Here is a 15632-nt window from a genome sequence, read left to right on the forward strand (position 1 = left end):
TTACCTCCTATTACACAACAATATTCACTAATTTATTCTTAATTACAATTACTTTACGTAATTCTTTCCCCTCAATAAAACTTTGGATAGCTTCTAATGCCAATGCTTTTTCTTTAATTTCATCATCACTTGAACCATTAGCTATCATAAACTTACCACGTAATTTTCCGTTTACTTGTACGATAATTTCTAATTCATCTTCAACTAACATCGCTTCATCATATGTTGGCCAAGCTTCATATGTAATCGTATCGTTATGTCCTAAAATTACGTTCCATAATTCTTCACCTAAGTGTGGTGCAATTGGATATAGCATTTTTGTAAATCCTTCTGCATATGCTTTCGGGAAGTTTTTCTCTTTATATACCGCATTCACGAATATCATCATTTGCGAGATTGCAGTATTGAAGTTCAGACTTTCATAATCATCTGTAACTTTCTTAACTGTTTGGTGATATACCTTATCTAAGTTTGGATTTGCTACATCACTAATTTTACCTTCTTCAGTAAATAGACGATACACACGTACTAAGAAACGATGTGCACCTTCTACTCCACTTGTACTCCAAGGTTTATCGGCTTCTAATGGACCCATAAACATTTCATATAAACGAAGTGTATCTGCTCCATAATCTTCAACGATATCATTTGGGTTTACAACATACTCAGGGTAACGTTTTCCCATTTTCATATTGTTTTCACCTAGAATCATTCCTTGGTGAACAAGTTTCTTAAACGGTTCACTTGTTGGTGCAATTCCTTTATCAAACAAGTAACGGTTCCACATTCTTGCATATAATAAATGTCCAACAGCATGTTCTGGTCCACCAACATATAAATCAACTGGCATCCAGTGTTTTAATAACTCTGGATCTCCTATGGCTTTGTCGTTATGTGGATCAATATAACGTAAGAAATACCAACTTGAACCAGCACTTCCTGGCATAGTACTTGTCTCACGTTTTCCTTTTTTACCTTCTACTTCTACATGAACCCAATCCGTTGCTTTTTCTAATGGCGAAGATCCACTCGAACTAGGGCTATAGTCTTCAAGTTCAGGTAACACAAGTGGTAATTCACTTTCTGCAACTAACTGTTCAGTTCCATCTTCCATATGAATGACTGGAATTGGTTCTCCCCAGTAACGTTGACGTGCAAAGATCCATTCACGTAAACGATAGTTCACATGTTTTGTTCCTACATGGTGTTCTTCAAGCCATGCAATCATTGTTGCAATTGCATCTGCTTTATTCATTCCATCAAGGAATCCTGAATTGATATGTAAACCATCTTCTACATATGCAGCTTCTTCAATATTTCCACCTTCTAAAACAGCGATAATATCAATTCCATATTTTTTTGCAAAATCATAGTCACGCTCATCATGTGCAGGGACTGCCATAATTGCACCAGTTCCATATCCTGCAAGCACGTAATCTGCAATCCAAATTGGCACTTCTGCACCATTTACAGGATTTATTGCATATGCTCCAGTAAACACACCAGTTTTTTCTTTATTTAACTCTGTACGTTCTAAATCCGACTTACTTGCACATACTTTTTTATAGTCACTCACTGCCTGTTTTTGCGCGTCACTTGTAATCATATCAACAAGTACATGTTCAGGTGATAATACACAATACGTAGCTCCAAATAGTGTATCTGGACGTGTTGTAAACACGGTGAATGTTTCATCATATCCAGCAACTTTGAAATCAACATGTGCACCAACGCTTTTTCCAATCCAGTTACGTTGCATTTCTTTTGTTGATTTTGGCCAATCAAGATCATCCAAACCATCAAGTAGTTTTTCTGCATATGCAGGAATATCAATTGCCCATTGTTTCATATTGATACGAACGACTGGATATCCTCCACGCTCACTTTTTCCATCAATAACTTCATCATTTGCAAGTACAGTTCCTAATTCTTCACACCAGTTAACTGGCATATCGATATATTTTACTAGTCCATCTTTATATAACTGTTCAAAAATCCATTGTGTCCATTTATAGTATGATGGATCACTTGTCGAAAAGGATTTATCCCAATCATATGAGAAACCTAATAACTGTAATTGCTCAGAGAAGATTTTAATGTTTGCTTCTGTAAATCCATTTGGATGATTTCCTGTAGAAATCGCATATTGTTCTGCTGGAAGTCCAAACGAATCAAATCCCATTGGGTGCAATACGTTATATCCTTGCATACGTTTTAATCGACTTACTACATCTGTTGCTGTATATCCTTCTGGGTGACCAACATGAAGTCCTTGTCCTGATGGATAAGGAAACATATCTAATGCATAGAATTTAGGTTTACTAAAATCCCATACATCTGTTTTAAATGTATCGTTATCTTTCCAATACTTACGCCATTTTGTTTCAATTGCTTTGTAATCAAATACCATATTTTTCTCCTTTTACCTAAAATAAAAACGTCCTCAGAAATTCATCTAAGGACGTTTTAAACGCGGTACCACCTTAGTTCATATAGAAAAAATCTATATGCACCTTCATTATCGATTATCGCTCGATTCACGAATCGCTTATGAATTACGATTAGCTCCTTGGCGAGTTCACCTTAGTGTTTATACAAGTTTTCACCAACCACTTGCTCTCTATCATAAACCTTAAGATTACTACTCCAAATCTAAGCTATATTGTTACTTATTTTATCACAATTATTTACTTTTACAAGTAAACTCTAGATTTTCATAATTCGCTACAGTTTTCTTTAAACTTAAGCCTTTTTTGGTACTACCTTCAACTTCTAGTAATTTTGCTTCGATTAGATCTTCAACCGATGCTTCTTCTAAGTCAAATACGCTATCTTCTGTAAGTACATTATCTTTCAATGTATAGGTATATGTTACACCTTTTGTAGCTTCCATTTTCTCTTTAACTTCTTTTGCATTTTTATTTACATCATCTTCAGTAATTAAACCTTGATCAAATGCACTTGTTAAATCCGTAGCGACATGTTGTGTAAGCTTTGTGATTGTATCATCATCGGCTTCCAGTGTTAAGGTTGCTTTTGTTTCTGCTTGTTCAATTGTACATACAGTTGTTGTTTCTTCTTTTTTTGATTGACATCCACTCATAACAAATAGACTTATCAATAACAAATACGTTAACTTTTTCATTTACATTCCTCTTCTTGATTTCTTATATCATTTACTTTTTCAGTATATCATATTCCATCAATTTATAAACGTAAGAAAATGGTTCGTATTATTTATTTTGAATGTAATCATCCATTGCTTGTGCAGCTTCTTTTCCTGCTCCCATTGCTAGGATTACCGTCGCAGCTCCAGTTACTGCATCTCCTCCAGCAAATACACCTTCTCGTGTTGTTGCTCCTGTTTTTGGATCTGCAATTAGACATCCCCATTTGTTGGTGTCTAATCCTTCTGTGGTTCTGTGAATTAATGGGTTTGGACTTGTTCCTATCGACATAATCATACAATCGATATCTAGTGTGAAATTACTTCCTTCTTTGACTACTGGTCGTCTTCTTCCACTCTCATCAGGTTCTCCTAATTCCATTTCTACACATTCAATAGCCGATACATTTCCTTTGTCATCACCAAGTACTTGGACTGGATTATTCAATGTCTTAAAGATAATTCCTTCTTCCATTGCATGTTCCACTTCTTCTTTTCTTGCTGGTAATTCTTCAGTTCCTCGACGGTACACAATGTATACTTCTGCTCCTAGACGTTTTGCACATCTGGCAGCATCCATTGCAACATTTCCTCCACCGACAACTGCTACTTTCTTACCTTTGAAAATTGGTGTATCAGCTTCTACATCATAAGCTTTCATTAAGTTAAAACGTGTCAGAAATTCATTTGCAGAGAATACTCCATTTAAGTTTTCTCCAGGTATTTTCATAAAGTTTGGAAGTCCTGCTCCACTACCGATGAATACAGCTTCATTTTCATCTTCAAATAGTTCATCAATATCAAACACTTTTCCAATAACCATATTGGTTTCCATGTGAACACCTAAGTCTTTGAGTGCTTGTACTTCTTTACTTACAATCGCTTTTGGTAGTCTGAATTCTGGAATTCCATATTCAAGTACTCCTCCTGCTTTATGTAATGCTTCATAGACTGTAACTTCATATCCTTTTTTCGCTAAATCTCCTGCACAAGTTAATCCTGCAGGTCCAGCTCCTACTACAGCTACTTTATGTCCATTCTTTTCAATAGTTGGAATCTTATTTTCTCCATTTGCCATATGATAATCAGCGACAAATCTCTCCAGCCTTCCAATTCCGACTGCTTCATGTTTAATGGCTCTTACACATAGCTTTTCACATTGATCTTCTTGTGGACATACACGTCCACATACTGCTGGTAAAGCATTGGTTTCTTTAATCTTATCGTAGGCTCCTTCGATATCTCCTTCTTTAATTAAGGCGATAAATTCAGGAATTTGCACACCTACTGGACATCCATTTACACAAGGTTTGTGTTTACATTGTAGACAACGATCCGCTTCTTCTTGTGCCATTTCTAAGGTATATCCTGTTGCTACTTCTGCAACGTTTTTATTTCGTACATTTGGCTCTTGATGTGGCATTGGTACTTTATTTGGACTCATGTTTGGCATAACTAGCGCACCTCCTTGTGAAATAAGTGACAGTCTTTTTCACATGCTTTGGCTTCAAAGTCTGCATACTGTCTAGATCTTGCAATCGCTTCATCGAAGTCGACTTGATGTCCATCAAAATCAGGTCCATCTACACAAGCAAATTTCATTTCATTGTTTACACTTAGTCTACAGCATCCACACATTCCTGTTCCATCGATCATGATTGGATTCATGCTGACCGTTGTTTTCACATCATATTGTTTTGTGAGTTGGCAGACAAACTTCATCATAACTAGTGGTCCAATTGCGATGACTTCATCAAAGATTTCACCTGCATCAAGCAGTTCTTGTAGTTTGTTTGTGACTAAACCTTTTTCTCCTACAGTTCCATCATCACTCATCGTATACATATGATGACTAACTGCTTCAAATTCATCACGTAAGATTTCTAAATCTTTATTTCTAAATCCAGTAATTACAGTTACTTCTGTGCCATTATCATATAGTGCTTTTGCGGTTGGGTATGCAATTGCACAACCAACTCCTCCACCAACTACACAGACACGTTTCATACCTTCTACATGACTTGGTACACCTAGTGGTCCTACAAAGTCAAGAATGGCATCTCCTACTTCTAGGTTATCTAGTAACATCGTACTACGACCTACCAATTGGTAAATAATCGTAACAAGTCCTTTTTTTCGATCATAATCTGCAACAGTTAGGGGAATTCTTTCTCCCATTTCATGAGAACGAAGGATAATAAATTGTCCTGCTTTTGCCTTTTTGGCAATTGCTGGTGCTTCTACTACCATTTTCGTAACCGTTGGATTTAATCGTTCTTTTTCAACAATTTTATACATAATAGACCCCTTAGTATTTTTCTATACGTTGTGAAACTTCATTTTTCACTTCTTCTAGTTTCACCATAAAGCGTTGATCTAAATTCGTTAAGTTATATCCTTCTCGATATATAAATCCATCGCGATATTTCTTTCTTATTCCCTTACAAGGTTTTTGTTCGAGATTGTATAAATCTAACAACTCTTTTGGAATTGCAGATCCCCAAATATAGGTTTTGGGTACATGTGACATAATTGCAAATTGTGTTTGTCTTTCATAAACAAAGATTTGTTTACTACATGAATGTTCTTGATTACTCATTTGTTTCAAGTAAGGAACAAAATTATCACCATGTGAGATTTCCACAAAATCATCTAAATCTGATAATTCGAGTTCTTCTTTATCATGTAGTGGCGAATCTTTTGCAAGTGTCACCAGGTGCTTAAATTCCCAAATCGGTTCAAAAATCACCTTCTTATTCTTTAAATAGTCACGGAAATAGTTTTCATGTGCCATATCATAACGAATTACACCTAGATTAAATAATCCTTCTGCTACATTGGTAATGGCTTGCATTGAGTTTGTCTCTTGAATATTGACACGAATGGATTTATTTAAATCCAACTCTTCAATTAACTTTACAACGGCATAAGAAATATAACTTCCTCTAGGTATGGCTACATTGAAACGTTGCACATCTTTAAAATCATCCAAACGAATTTGTTCGATTTTTTCAATTTGTGCCAACACTTCTTTGGCATACTTAATTAACTGTGCACCTTCTGGTGTAGGTACAGTTCCTTTTGGTCCACGTTCAAAGATGGTAAAGCCAAGGGTTTCTTCAAATTCCTTAATAACTTTACTCAAGTTTGGTTGTGCCATAAACAGTTTCTCAGCTGCATGCGTTATGGAGCGGCGTTTCTCAATTTCAATAACGTATTTAAGATATGTTGTGTTCATAGTATCTCCCTGTAACCCAAGTGGGTCATATACATAAGTGTATTATAGGTGATTTACTTTCTATCTTCAACTAAAGAACTTTACATTTCTTTTATAGAGCAACAACCTTTAAAATTGCATCGATTAAAGATAATTCTTTTACTACATCATCGACATCTTTACTATTCACATCGACCATTGTATACGCATAATCATTTTTACTTTTATTAATTAAGTTTTCAATATTAATTCCCTTATCAGAAATCGTTTGCGTAATTTGGGCAATCATATTTGGTGCATTACGGTGGAAAATTGTAATTCTTGCTTCTCCACTACGATCCATATGTACATTTGGTAAGTTCACCGAATGTAAAATGTTTCCATTTTCTAAGAAATCTTGAATTTGATCCACTGCCATAATTGCACAGTTTTCTTCTGATTCTGGTGTAGATGCACCTAAATGTGGAATACAAATTACACCTTTCGCATGTAAGATATCTCCATTTGGGAAATCGGTAACATAATTTTTTACTTTCCCTGCTTCAATTGCATCTACAACAGCTTTTTCATCAACGAGTCCACCACGTGCAAAGTTAAGAATACATACGTTATCTTTCATTTTTGCAATCGCTTCACTATTGATCATGTTTTTTGTTTTATCGCTTAATGGAACATGCACAGAAATGTAATCACATTTCTCATATAGTTCTTCTAATGTTTTCGCATAATGTACTTTACGTGATAACTGCCAAGCAGCATCAATTGAAATATATGGATCGTATCCGTACACTTCCATACCAAAGTGTAATGCTAAGTTTGCTACTTTGATACCAATGGCACCTAGACCGATAATTCCTAGCTTCTTACCACGTAACTCATTTCCAACAAAGTTACTTTTTTCTTTTTCAACAATAGTTGATACATCATCATTTTCTGCTAATGTACTTACCCAGTTCATCGCATTATATACAGGACGTGCAGATAATAACATACCAGCAAATACCAATTCTTTAACTGCATTCGCATTTGCTCCAGGTGTATTAAAACATACAATTCCCGCTTCGCTACAACGATCGATTGGTAAATTGTTAACTCCTGCTCCAGCACGAACAATGGCGCGAAGTTCATCGTTAAACTCCATATCGTTTAATTTAGCACTACGTACTAAAATCCCATCCGGATTTACTACATCTTCACCGAAACGGTATGTTTCATCATCAAAGAGTGCTAAACCCTTTGGTGAGATTTTATTATATAGTTTTATATTCATTTTGTATTTTCCTCTTCAAATTCTTTCATAAACGCAACTAGTGTTTCTACACCTTCTTTTGACATTGCATTGTAAATGCTTGCACGCATTCCTCCAACACTTCTATGTCCTTTTAAATTCACCATTCCTTTAGCTTTCGCTTCTTTTACAAATTTTGCATCTAATTCTGCATCACCAGTAACAAATGGGACATTCATTAATGAACGGTCTTCTTTTGCGACAGTTCCTTTAAATAGTTTTGATTGATCTAAATAATCGTATAAGATTTGTGCTTTTTCTTGGTTATATTTACCAAGGTTTTCTAGACTGCCAAATTCTTCTGCAATCCATTCAAGTACAAGACCTAAAATGTAAATTGCATATGTAGGTGGCGTGTTAAACATCGAATCGTTATCCGCTTGCACCTTGTATGAAAGCATTGAAGGTAGTGTTGTATCATCTTTAATTAAGTCTTTACGTACAATCACAACAGTCAGTCCTGCCATACCCATATTTTTTTGCGCACCTGCAAAGATAATTCCATATTTACTTACATCAATTGCTTCAGAAAGAATACAGCTTGATAAATCTGCGACTAATGGAAGTCCTTTTGTATCAGGTAGTTCTTTATATTTTGTTCCATAGATCGTATTGTTTTCACAAATATAGAAGTAGTCCACATCTTCTGGTACTTCATAGTCTTTGGGAATATATGAGAATGTGTCATCTTCACTACTAGCAACAACGACTGCTTCTCCAAATTTCTTCATTTCACCAATTGCTTTTTTTGACCAAGCTCCTGTATTAATAAATGCTGCCTTTTTATGTTTACCTAATAGATTCATTGGCACCATTGTAAACTGTGTACTTGCTCCCCCTTGTAAGAATAATACTTCGTAATTCTCAGGAATGTTCATCAGTTTAATTAGCTTGGACTTACAGGAGTTGAAAACCTCTACAAACTCAGCCGAACGATGTGACATCTCCATAATTGATTGTCCTGTTTGGTTGTAGTTAAGCATTTGTTCGCTTGCTTTCTTTAGAACCTTATCACTCATTTGTGATGGTCCTGCACTAAAGTTAATCACTCTGTTCATAATTTCAATCTCCTTTATAATATTGTCTCCTATTGTAACACAAAATTTTCAAAAAATTGAAATTAATGTAATTTTTTTGTAAGAAAATGTAACTTTTATGATTTCGTGTTTTCATTTTGTTACATATTTAACTTTTAGACAATTAAAAAGGATTCTCTTTTCAATTGTTAGAGAATCCTTTTATCTAGAGTTGCCTTTCATTTTTTGTATCCTGTTCAACTCTTTTTCAGGATAGTTCTTTAATGAGCGATATTTGGGATTTTTGTCACCCTCACTCCTCGGGAGACATCTTTCTAGGTATCTCTACCTTGTACTTGTATTATAAATTAGAATGCGAAATTCGACAATGTCATTCCTACCAGATATAAAACCGATTTTTCCAAATGTAAGGATATGCTATAATATCCAAAAGAAATGAGGGATTTATATGATTGATGGACACATGCATTTGGAATTTGGAGAGCTTAGTAAAGCATATGTATACGAATTTATTAATGAAGCAAAAAGAAAAGGGTTTGATACGATTCAAATATTAGATCACACCCATCGCTTTGTAGAATTCAAACCGATCTATGAAAATTTACGTGTGCATGAAATACAAGATACTTGGCTTCAAGGCAAAACAAAATTCTGTGATAGCGTATTCGATTTTATTAATTTAATGAAAGAAATCCAACAAGAAGAGACTGAGATTGAAGTACGCTACGGTTTAGAAGTTTGCTATGCTCCAGAGTATGAAGATTTCTTAAGAGAGGAACTCGCAAAATATGATTTTGATTTTATCGTTGGTGCAATCCATTCTATTGACGGTGTTCTCTATGATATGAGCTTCTCAAAAGAGTTATTGTGGGATGTATATGAAGTAAATGATATTTATAAACGTTACTATCAACTTGTTATGCAACTTATCGAAAGCGATTTATTTACGCAACTTGCACACCCAGACCAATTAAAACTATTTAATCACTACCCTACATATGATTTACAAGAAACCTATGATGCACTTGCGATTGCATTAAACAAACATCACATGAAAGCTGAAAACAATACCGGAATTCATTATCGTTATCACCACGAAGATATTGGAGATAATGAACAGTTACTTGAAACATTAAAAAAACATGGAGTAAAGATGATTACTGCAAGTGATGCCCATAAACCAAGTGATGTTGGTACAGATATAGATATAATTGAAAGAAAAACGATGAACTAAATCATCGTTTTTTTATATGACATAATACAACGCAAAACCAACAACACCGGAAACAACAGTAAGTAATATTGGGTTTACATTCTTTTTAATATGCAGATAACTGCATACAGCAACAACCATCAAGGTAAATATATCTGGTGCATGTGGGTTCGCAATCAATTGTGAAAGTGTATCTGCACCAAACACAACACCAAGTAGTAATGTAAAACCAGCACTTGCAACTAAACCAACTGCTGCTGGTTTTACCATATCAAGAAACTGATTCACTTTTGGATTATGGGCAAAGGTGCGTTTGAACTTAATAAATAATGGAACTAAAACAAATGAAGGCACACAAACTGCTGCAGTAGCTACTGTTGCACCAGCAAATCCATCCACTAAATATCCAACATAGGTTGCTGCATTAATTGCTATTGGGCCAGGAATCAACATATCAAGTGCATTTAAATCAGCAAACTGATGAAGTGTTAAACCAAGTTTTAAGGATTCATCAAGTACCATGGATAACATGGCATATCCTCCACCAAAACCCAAAAATCCGATTTTTAAAAAGGCAAGTAAGATTTGTATTAACATGAACTCTTACCTCCATCCTTTTTTATATAGCTGTAGTATACAATCCCAAATATACCTGCAAACAATATAACGTAAGGTGCTTGGAAATTAAAAACCGTAATTACTAGAAAGCTTGTGATCATCATAATCCAGTTAATAATCTTATCTAAACTATGTTGACCAATCGAAATTGCAGCCGCAAAAATAAATGCAACTGCTGATGCACGAATTCCAACAAATGCCATTTGTAAAGGCCCTTCTTGTGGTATATATTCATAGAGTATTGTTGCTAGTAACATAAAAACAAACGCAGGTAATATACTACCTAAAGCAGCAGCAAGCATACCAGGAACACCATTACTTTTTTTACCAAAGAAACATGCACTATTTAAAGCGATGATTCCTGGAAGTGTTTGTGCCATGATTGCATCTTCTAAAAATTCATCTTTATTCATTAATTTATGTTTATCGACAATTTCCTTTTGCAGTAAAGGTAACATTGCAAGACCACCTGCAAAAGTAAATGTTCCTGCTATTACAAAGGAACGAAATAATATCCAATTTACATTTTTTTGCATATGACCTCCTATAAATGTTGTATCAACTTTGTACGCGCCTTATAATCTGGCATATAGTTTTCTACGATTTGGTAGAAATGCTTGCTATGATTTGGTTGTACAAAGTGTGCAAGTTCGTGTAATACTACATACTCACAAAATGACTTTGGCAAATGTAGTAAGTTTGTATTTAATGTGATTTGGTTAGATCTAGTTGCACAACTTCCCCATCTAGATTTCATCTTTCGTACTTTTAGTTCTGGAAATGAAAGCCGATAATCATCTAACATATGATCAAATTCATGAATAACTTCAATAAATCTCTTTTCACACTCTTGACGTATCCATTTATTCAATAGCGTATCACATTCTGCTTTATCATTCACGTAATATGCGTATACTTCACTGCCTAGAAATTGAATGCCTTTCTTATTGGATTGCACACAAATAATCGTATATTCTTCATCAAAGATATATAACGAACGGTTTTTCTGTATTGAAGTAAAAATTCGTTCAAATATTGCATGTTGTTTTTCTTGTTTTGTAAGAATCCAAGACACTCTCTCTTGTAAGAATGCATCAATTTTATTTTGTGGAATATACGGATTCGCACTTACTTTTAAAGAACCATCTTCTTGAATTCGCATAACCATATTCTTCATTTTCTTTCGCTCTAATTGATAGGTAATTCGATATCCATCAATTAGGATTTGTTTTGTTTCTATCATACGCTATAAACATTAACACAAAACTAGATTTGTGTTAAGATAATTAACATGAATAATCCATTTCCATATAGTGAAGATAACAAGCGATATTATACTTGGAGTCACTATTTAAAAACAAAATATAAAAATAAAGTATTTAAAGTTGCTTTAAATGCAAACTTCACATGCCCTAACCGTGATGGTACATGTGGTGTTGGAGGTTGTACGTTTTGTAGTAGCTATGGTAGTGGTGATACCATTGAAGATAAATTTGAACCATTAGATGTTCAATATGAGAGTAATCTAAAAATCATGCAACACAAATGGCCAAAAGGAAATGCAATTGCCTATTTCCAAGCTTATACCAATACGTATGGTAGTGTGAAGCAAGTCAGTGAAATGTTAAAGCCTTTTCTATTCAAAGATGAAATTGTAGCGATTTCTTTAGCTACTAGAGCAGATTGTTTAAGTGATGAAATGATTGAATACTTAGATTTTGTAAGTAGAAAGAAAGACATTTGGATCGAACTTGGTCTACAAACAACAAATGATAAAATCGCAAAATCATTAAATCGTGGTCACGATTATCAGTGTTTTCTTGAAACAGTAGAAAGATTATCGAAAACAAATCTTAAGATTTGTGTACATTTAATGAATTCATTACCTGGTGAAAGTAAAGAAGATATGATTCAAAATGCTTATAAGGTTGGTCAACTTCCTATTCATGCAATCAAAATCCATATGTTATACATACTAAAAGATACAGTACTTGGTAAATCGTATCTTCAACACCCATTTCCAATGCTAGATAAAGATGATTATATTGATGTCGTGGTATCTCAATTGGAGGTATTACCTAAACATATTATCATTCAACGCTTAACTGGAGATGGAATGCGTGGTGAACAAATTGGTTCTGAATGGATGTTTAAGAAAACCATTGTACTTAATGATATTGATAAAGCCATGGTCGCACGTAACACTTGGCAAGGAAAAGTTTTAGAAACAAAATAAACCTATGCACTACTTTATGAGTGCGTAGGTTTTTATGATTCATGTGCATGATTATACATTTTTTGAATATCATCAGGCAATCGATCTGGAAGCATCTCATTTATTCGTTTTTCACTTCCATCAGCTATAGCTGTTTGATAATACCAACATTTGTATTGCAACATATCATGTGTTTTCTTTAATTTTTCTATTTCCTTTTCTACTTCAAGTTTTTGTTGCTCAAAGATCTCTTTACGATCTTTAAAATTTTTGAACCTTCTTTACATAACTCCATAAAGCGCTTAATATCTTTGATCTCTAATCCAGAACGTTTCAGACACTCAATTACACGTAACTGTTCAAGTTCTTGCTCACCAAACACTCTGACACCAGCATTTCTTTGTAAGTTTGGAAATAAACCTTCATTATCATAGTAACGAAGCGTTGACACAGGAAGCGCAAACATCTTTGACACTTCTCCAATCCCATACATCATAATTTCTCCTTCTTTCTTGACCTAAAGTTGACTTTAGGTAGTTAATATATCATAAAGTAAGCATGAATCGATGTCAATTAGCTATAAAAAATACCGGATATTTATCCGATATTTTTATAATTATAGTAATTCCTTAATTTCACTTGCTGCTTCTTCGTCAAGAATTAGTGTGAAATTTGGATGTAATTGAAAGATTGATGAAGGACATGTTTCACTAACCGGTCCAAACATAGCTTCTTTAATGATATTTGCTTTCTTTTTTCCAGTAGCAAACATTACTACTTCTTTTACATTCATGACAGCTCTAGGCCCCATTGTAAAGTAAGATGGTGTTAATTCATCCATTCCTCCTACTTCACCTGCCATCACATCGATTAATTCCTTTGGATAGAACACTTCCACTGTTTCGTCACCAAACTTTGTAGTTCCTGGTAAATTTCCACAGAAGTGACCATCTCCACCAATTCCTAAGAATATTGCATCAAGACCCCCAACACTTCTTAAATATGCATCATGTTCTTTAAAGTTTTCAGGTGTTAGTTTATGAATCATCGATTCTGGAATATTAGCTGGTGTAAAGAAGTCTCTACGTAAGTTTGAAATTGTTACTCCTTCACTTTGTTTTTTTGCATATGGAATTTCATCAAAGTTGTAAAATGTAACATTTGGAAATTCGCGTTTGTCTTTAATTACTTCTGTTAATAATTCATACATACGTTTTGGTGATGATCCAGCAGTAATTGCAATATTCATCTTTTTGTCTTCATACATCTTCGCCAACAGTTGATACATTACTGTCTTTGACATCTCTTCATAGTTCTTTTCAATTATAATTCTCATAGGTACCTCCCTTTTACTTTTTTAGTATAAACTCTATAGCAACTAGAGAGTCAAGTGATTTTCATGTATACTGTATATATGAAAAAATATTTATCAATTGGTGAGATGGCAAAATTAAATGATGTGAGCATTCAACGATTACGATACTATGATTCTATTGGTATGTTATCGCCTGCATATGTAGATCCAGATAGTAAATATCGGTATTATGAAAAAGAACAATCTGGAATCTTATTACAAATTCAACGATTGCAGTATATTGGTTTTTCTTTAGATGAAATTAAGGTAATGCTAAAATCATCAAACTTAGACTATGAAGCAATTTTAAAAGAAAAACGTGAACGTCTAGAAAAAGAATTGGACACAATCAAAAACAAGCAAGAAAAACTTGCTGACTACGAACGTAGTTTGAAAACACCATCTTCAAAAGTCTGCGATCTTACACTACCCTATTTACGATTTGCGTGTATTGATGTAAAACTTAAAAATGTATTAGATATGGATATTGAAGATTATGTTGATTATCGCGCTGCATTACGCACATTCATAAAAAAACATGGACTGAGTCGTTCCACGATTTCAAAGATGGTTATTTTTAACGAAGGTGAGAAAGCACATATTATGGTACCTGTTTCTGCTAGTTTGGAAGTTGATTGTGCATATCCTGTTTATACGTATCAAAATGTAAAACTAAAAGAAATGCACTGCTCTACAAAAGAGCAAATACAAACGATTGAAAGTCTATACAAGAAAGTAAAACATCCTGGTATTTGTATCATCCAACGATTACCAAGTTTGCACCGTAATCGAAAAGATAGTTGCATCGTACAACTACAAGTACTTGATAAGTAAGGTGAATAGATGAAACTTGATGAATTAAAAAAGCTAATGCATAGTGGTCAAATGTATAACGATTTAGATTTAACACTTGTAGAAGCAAGAGCAAAAGCAGTACATCTTACAAATGCATATAATCAAAGTTATGAAGAATGTGCAAGTAAACGCGAAGCGATTTTACACTCAATTTTCCATACGGTTGGTAAACAACCGTATTTGGAGCCAAACTTCCGTTGTGAATTTGGTTTCAATATCACAATTGGTGATTATTTCTATGCTAACTTTGATTGTATTATGTTAGATGGTGCTCCAATTACAATTGGTGATCATGTATTGTTTGGACCAAGGGTTGGTATTTATACAGCAAATCATGCAATTGATGCACTAGAACGACAACATGGTGGTTGTTATGCAAAAGAAGTACATATTGGCAATCATGTTTGGGTTGGTGCAGGTGTACATATCAATCAAGGTGTGCACATTGGAGATAACACAATTATTGGATCAGGAAGTGTTGTTACTAAAGATATTCCTGCGAATGTAATTGCTGCAGGTAATCCTTGCAAAGTCATTCGTGCGATTACTGAAGCCGATAAAACAAGTTTTACATAATAGGGTAGAGGGAAAGAAATATATTCTTTCGCCCCTCCCATTGCACCGTACGTACGGTTCTCGTATACGGCGCTACATATGTATTAATCACGA

At 34.3% G+C, this 15632-nt stretch carries 17 protein-coding genes and 1 other annotated feature; of the genes, 4 read left to right on the forward strand and 13 right to left on the reverse strand.

Annotated features, from left to right (window positions below; all coding sequences use genetic code 11):
- Positions 1–10: 10 nt before the first annotated feature.
- From leuS to serC, 7 genes are all read right to left on the reverse strand, one after another.
- A complete protein-coding gene (leuS, locus tag EDD63_RS04190) occupies positions 11–2410 on the reverse strand; it encodes a leucine--tRNA ligase (RefSeq protein ID WP_134168800.1) in 2400 nt (799 codons plus the stop codon).
- Between the two features lie 44 nt (positions 2411–2454).
- Positions 2455–2664 (reverse strand) — a binding site (T-box leader).
- A 19-nt stretch (positions 2665–2683) separates the two neighbouring features.
- On the reverse strand, positions 2684–3145 hold the full coding sequence (locus EDD63_RS04195; protein WP_134168802.1) for a DUF1307 domain-containing protein: 462 nt from the start codon (positions 3143–3145) through the stop codon (positions 2684–2686).
- Positions 3146–3233: 88 nt separating this feature from the next.
- The gene (gene gltA / locus EDD63_RS04200) at positions 3234–4619 is read right to left on the reverse strand and encodes an NADPH-dependent glutamate synthase (protein ID WP_134168804.1); all 1386 of its coding nucleotides are present in this window, start codon (positions 4617–4619) and stop codon (positions 3234–3236) included.
- Between the two features lie 2 nt (positions 4620–4621).
- Positions 4622–5464: a sulfide/dihydroorotate dehydrogenase-like FAD/NAD-binding protein gene (locus EDD63_RS04205; RefSeq protein WP_134168806.1), complete on the reverse strand. Its 843-nt coding sequence runs from the start codon at positions 5462–5464 to the stop codon at positions 4622–4624.
- Between the two features lie 10 nt (positions 5465–5474).
- Complete coding sequence (locus EDD63_RS04210; RefSeq protein ID WP_134168807.1) at positions 5475–6404, reverse strand: LysR family transcriptional regulator; 930 nt, start codon at positions 6402–6404, stop codon at positions 5475–5477.
- A gap of 91 nt (positions 6405–6495) precedes the next feature.
- Positions 6496–7653 (reverse strand): 3-phosphoglycerate dehydrogenase family protein, encoded by a 1158-nt coding sequence (locus EDD63_RS04215; protein WP_134168808.1) that lies wholly within the window; start codon positions 7651–7653, stop codon positions 6496–6498.
- On the reverse strand, positions 7650–8729 hold the full coding sequence (gene serC / locus EDD63_RS04220; protein ID WP_134168809.1) for a 3-phosphoserine/phosphohydroxythreonine transaminase: 1080 nt from the start codon (positions 8727–8729) through the stop codon (positions 7650–7652). The genes EDD63_RS04215 and serC overlap by 4 nt, the downstream gene beginning before the upstream one ends.
- A 427-nt stretch (positions 8730–9156) precedes the next feature.
- On the opposite strand from serC, the gene EDD63_RS04225 reads away from it, so the two are divergent.
- The gene (locus tag EDD63_RS04225; RefSeq protein ID WP_134168810.1) at positions 9157–9942 is read left to right on the forward strand and encodes a histidinol-phosphatase HisJ family protein; all 786 of its coding nucleotides are present in this window, start codon (positions 9157–9159) and stop codon (positions 9940–9942) included.
- Between the two features lie 12 nt (positions 9943–9954).
- Here the strand turns inward: EDD63_RS04225 and EDD63_RS04230 are convergent, their stop codons facing one another.
- The 3 genes from EDD63_RS04230 to EDD63_RS04240 are packed head-to-tail and all read right to left on the reverse strand — an operon-like array spanning position 9955 to position 11782.
- The gene (locus EDD63_RS04230; RefSeq protein ID WP_134168811.1) at positions 9955–10518 is read right to left on the reverse strand and encodes a chromate transporter; all 564 of its coding nucleotides are present in this window, start codon (positions 10516–10518) and stop codon (positions 9955–9957) included.
- On the reverse strand, positions 10512–11075 hold the full coding sequence (locus EDD63_RS04235) for a chromate transporter (protein WP_134168812.1): 564 nt from the start codon (positions 11073–11075) through the stop codon (positions 10512–10514). Before EDD63_RS04235 ends, EDD63_RS04230 begins: the two co-directional genes overlap by 7 nt.
- Before the next feature lie 8 nt (positions 11076–11083).
- Positions 11084–11782 (reverse strand): M48 family metallopeptidase, encoded by a 699-nt coding sequence (locus EDD63_RS04240; protein ID WP_134168813.1) that lies wholly within the window; start codon positions 11780–11782, stop codon positions 11084–11086.
- Between the two features lie 48 nt (positions 11783–11830).
- Here EDD63_RS04240 and mnmL point away from each other — a divergent pair, with 48 nt between their 5' ends.
- On the forward strand, positions 11831–12775 hold the full coding sequence (mnmL, locus tag EDD63_RS04245; RefSeq protein ID WP_208318298.1) for a tRNA modification radical SAM protein MnmL/YtqA: 945 nt from the start codon (positions 11831–11833) through the stop codon (positions 12773–12775).
- A gap of 32 nt (positions 12776–12807) precedes the next feature.
- Here mnmL and EDD63_RS11705 read toward each other — a convergent pair whose 3' ends face one another.
- The 3 genes from EDD63_RS11705 to EDD63_RS04255 form a co-directional block, all read right to left on the reverse strand.
- Positions 12808–12939: a hypothetical protein gene (locus tag EDD63_RS11705; protein WP_279586077.1), complete on the reverse strand. Its 132-nt coding sequence runs from the start codon at positions 12937–12939 to the stop codon at positions 12808–12810.
- A gap of 35 nt (positions 12940–12974) precedes the next feature.
- Complete coding sequence (locus tag EDD63_RS11655; RefSeq protein ID WP_243833733.1) at positions 12975–13250, reverse strand: MerR family transcriptional regulator; 276 nt, start codon at positions 13248–13250, stop codon at positions 12975–12977.
- A 120-nt stretch (positions 13251–13370) separates the two neighbouring features.
- Positions 13371–14090, reverse strand: a complete 720-nt coding sequence (locus EDD63_RS04255; protein WP_134168815.1) for a glucosamine-6-phosphate deaminase — start codon at positions 14088–14090, stop codon at positions 13371–13373.
- Between the two features lie 78 nt (positions 14091–14168).
- Here EDD63_RS04255 and EDD63_RS04260 point away from each other — a divergent pair, with 78 nt between their 5' ends.
- Together EDD63_RS04260 and EDD63_RS04265 are read left to right on the forward strand one after the other, a co-directional pair.
- Positions 14169–14942, forward strand: coding sequence for a MerR family transcriptional regulator (locus tag EDD63_RS04260; protein WP_166667539.1), 774 nt, complete (start codon positions 14169–14171; stop codon positions 14940–14942).
- 9 nt (positions 14943–14951) lie between these two features.
- The gene (locus EDD63_RS04265) at positions 14952–15539 is read left to right on the forward strand and encodes a sugar O-acetyltransferase (protein WP_134168817.1); all 588 of its coding nucleotides are present in this window, start codon (positions 14952–14954) and stop codon (positions 15537–15539) included.
- The last annotated feature ends 93 nt before the right edge of the window (positions 15540–15632 follow it).

Source organism: Breznakia blatticola (assembly GCF_004365815.1).
Taxonomy (GTDB): domain Bacteria; phylum Bacillota_I; class Bacilli_A; order Erysipelotrichales; family Erysipelotrichaceae; genus Breznakia; species Breznakia blatticola.

Coding starts and splice junctions, on each gene's coding strand:
- leuS (WP_134168800.1), bottom strand. CDS start 2,410: ATGGTATTTGATTACAAAGCAATTGAAACAAAATGGCGTAAGTATTGG.
- EDD63_RS04195 (WP_134168802.1), bottom strand. CDS start 3,145: ATGAAAAAGTTAACGTATTTGTTATTGATAAGTCTATTTGTTATGAGT.
- gltA (WP_134168804.1), bottom strand. CDS start 4,619: ATGCCAAACATGAGTCCAAATAAAGTACCAATGCCACATCAAGAGCCA.
- EDD63_RS04205 (WP_134168806.1), bottom strand. CDS start 5,464: ATGTATAAAATTGTTGAAAAAGAACGATTAAATCCAACGGTTACGAAA.
- EDD63_RS04210 (WP_134168807.1), bottom strand. CDS start 6,404: ATGAACACAACATATCTTAAATACGTTATTGAAATTGAGAAACGCCGC.
- EDD63_RS04215 (WP_134168808.1), bottom strand. CDS start 7,653: ATGAATATAAAACTATATAATAAAATCTCACCAAAGGGTTTAGCACTC.
- serC (WP_134168809.1), bottom strand. CDS start 8,729: ATGAACAGAGTGATTAACTTTAGTGCAGGACCATCACAAATGAGTGAT.
- EDD63_RS04225 (WP_134168810.1), top strand. CDS start 9,157: ATGATTGATGGACACATGCATTTGGAATTTGGAGAGCTTAGTAAAGCA.
- EDD63_RS04230 (WP_134168811.1), bottom strand. CDS start 10,518: ATGTTAATACAAATCTTACTTGCCTTTTTAAAAATCGGATTTTTGGGT.
- EDD63_RS04235 (WP_134168812.1), bottom strand. CDS start 11,075: ATGCAAAAAAATGTAAATTGGATATTATTTCGTTCCTTTGTAATAGCA.
- EDD63_RS04240 (WP_134168813.1), bottom strand. CDS start 11,782: ATGATAGAAACAAAACAAATCCTAATTGATGGATATCGAATTACCTAT.
- mnmL (WP_208318298.1), top strand. CDS start 11,831: ATGAATAATCCATTTCCATATAGTGAAGATAACAAGCGATATTATACT.
- EDD63_RS11705 (WP_279586077.1), bottom strand. CDS start 12,939: ATGTTGCAATACAAATGTTGGTATTATCAAACAGCTATAGCTGATGGA.
- EDD63_RS11655 (WP_243833733.1), bottom strand. CDS start 13,250: ATGATGTATGGGATTGGAGAAGTGTCAAAGATGTTTGCGCTTCCTGTG.
- EDD63_RS04255 (WP_134168815.1), bottom strand. CDS start 14,090: ATGAGAATTATAATTGAAAAGAACTATGAAGAGATGTCAAAGACAGTA.
- EDD63_RS04260 (WP_166667539.1), top strand. CDS start 14,169: ATGAAAAAATATTTATCAATTGGTGAGATGGCAAAATTAAATGATGTG.
- EDD63_RS04265 (WP_134168817.1), top strand. CDS start 14,952: ATGAAACTTGATGAATTAAAAAAGCTAATGCATAGTGGTCAAATGTAT.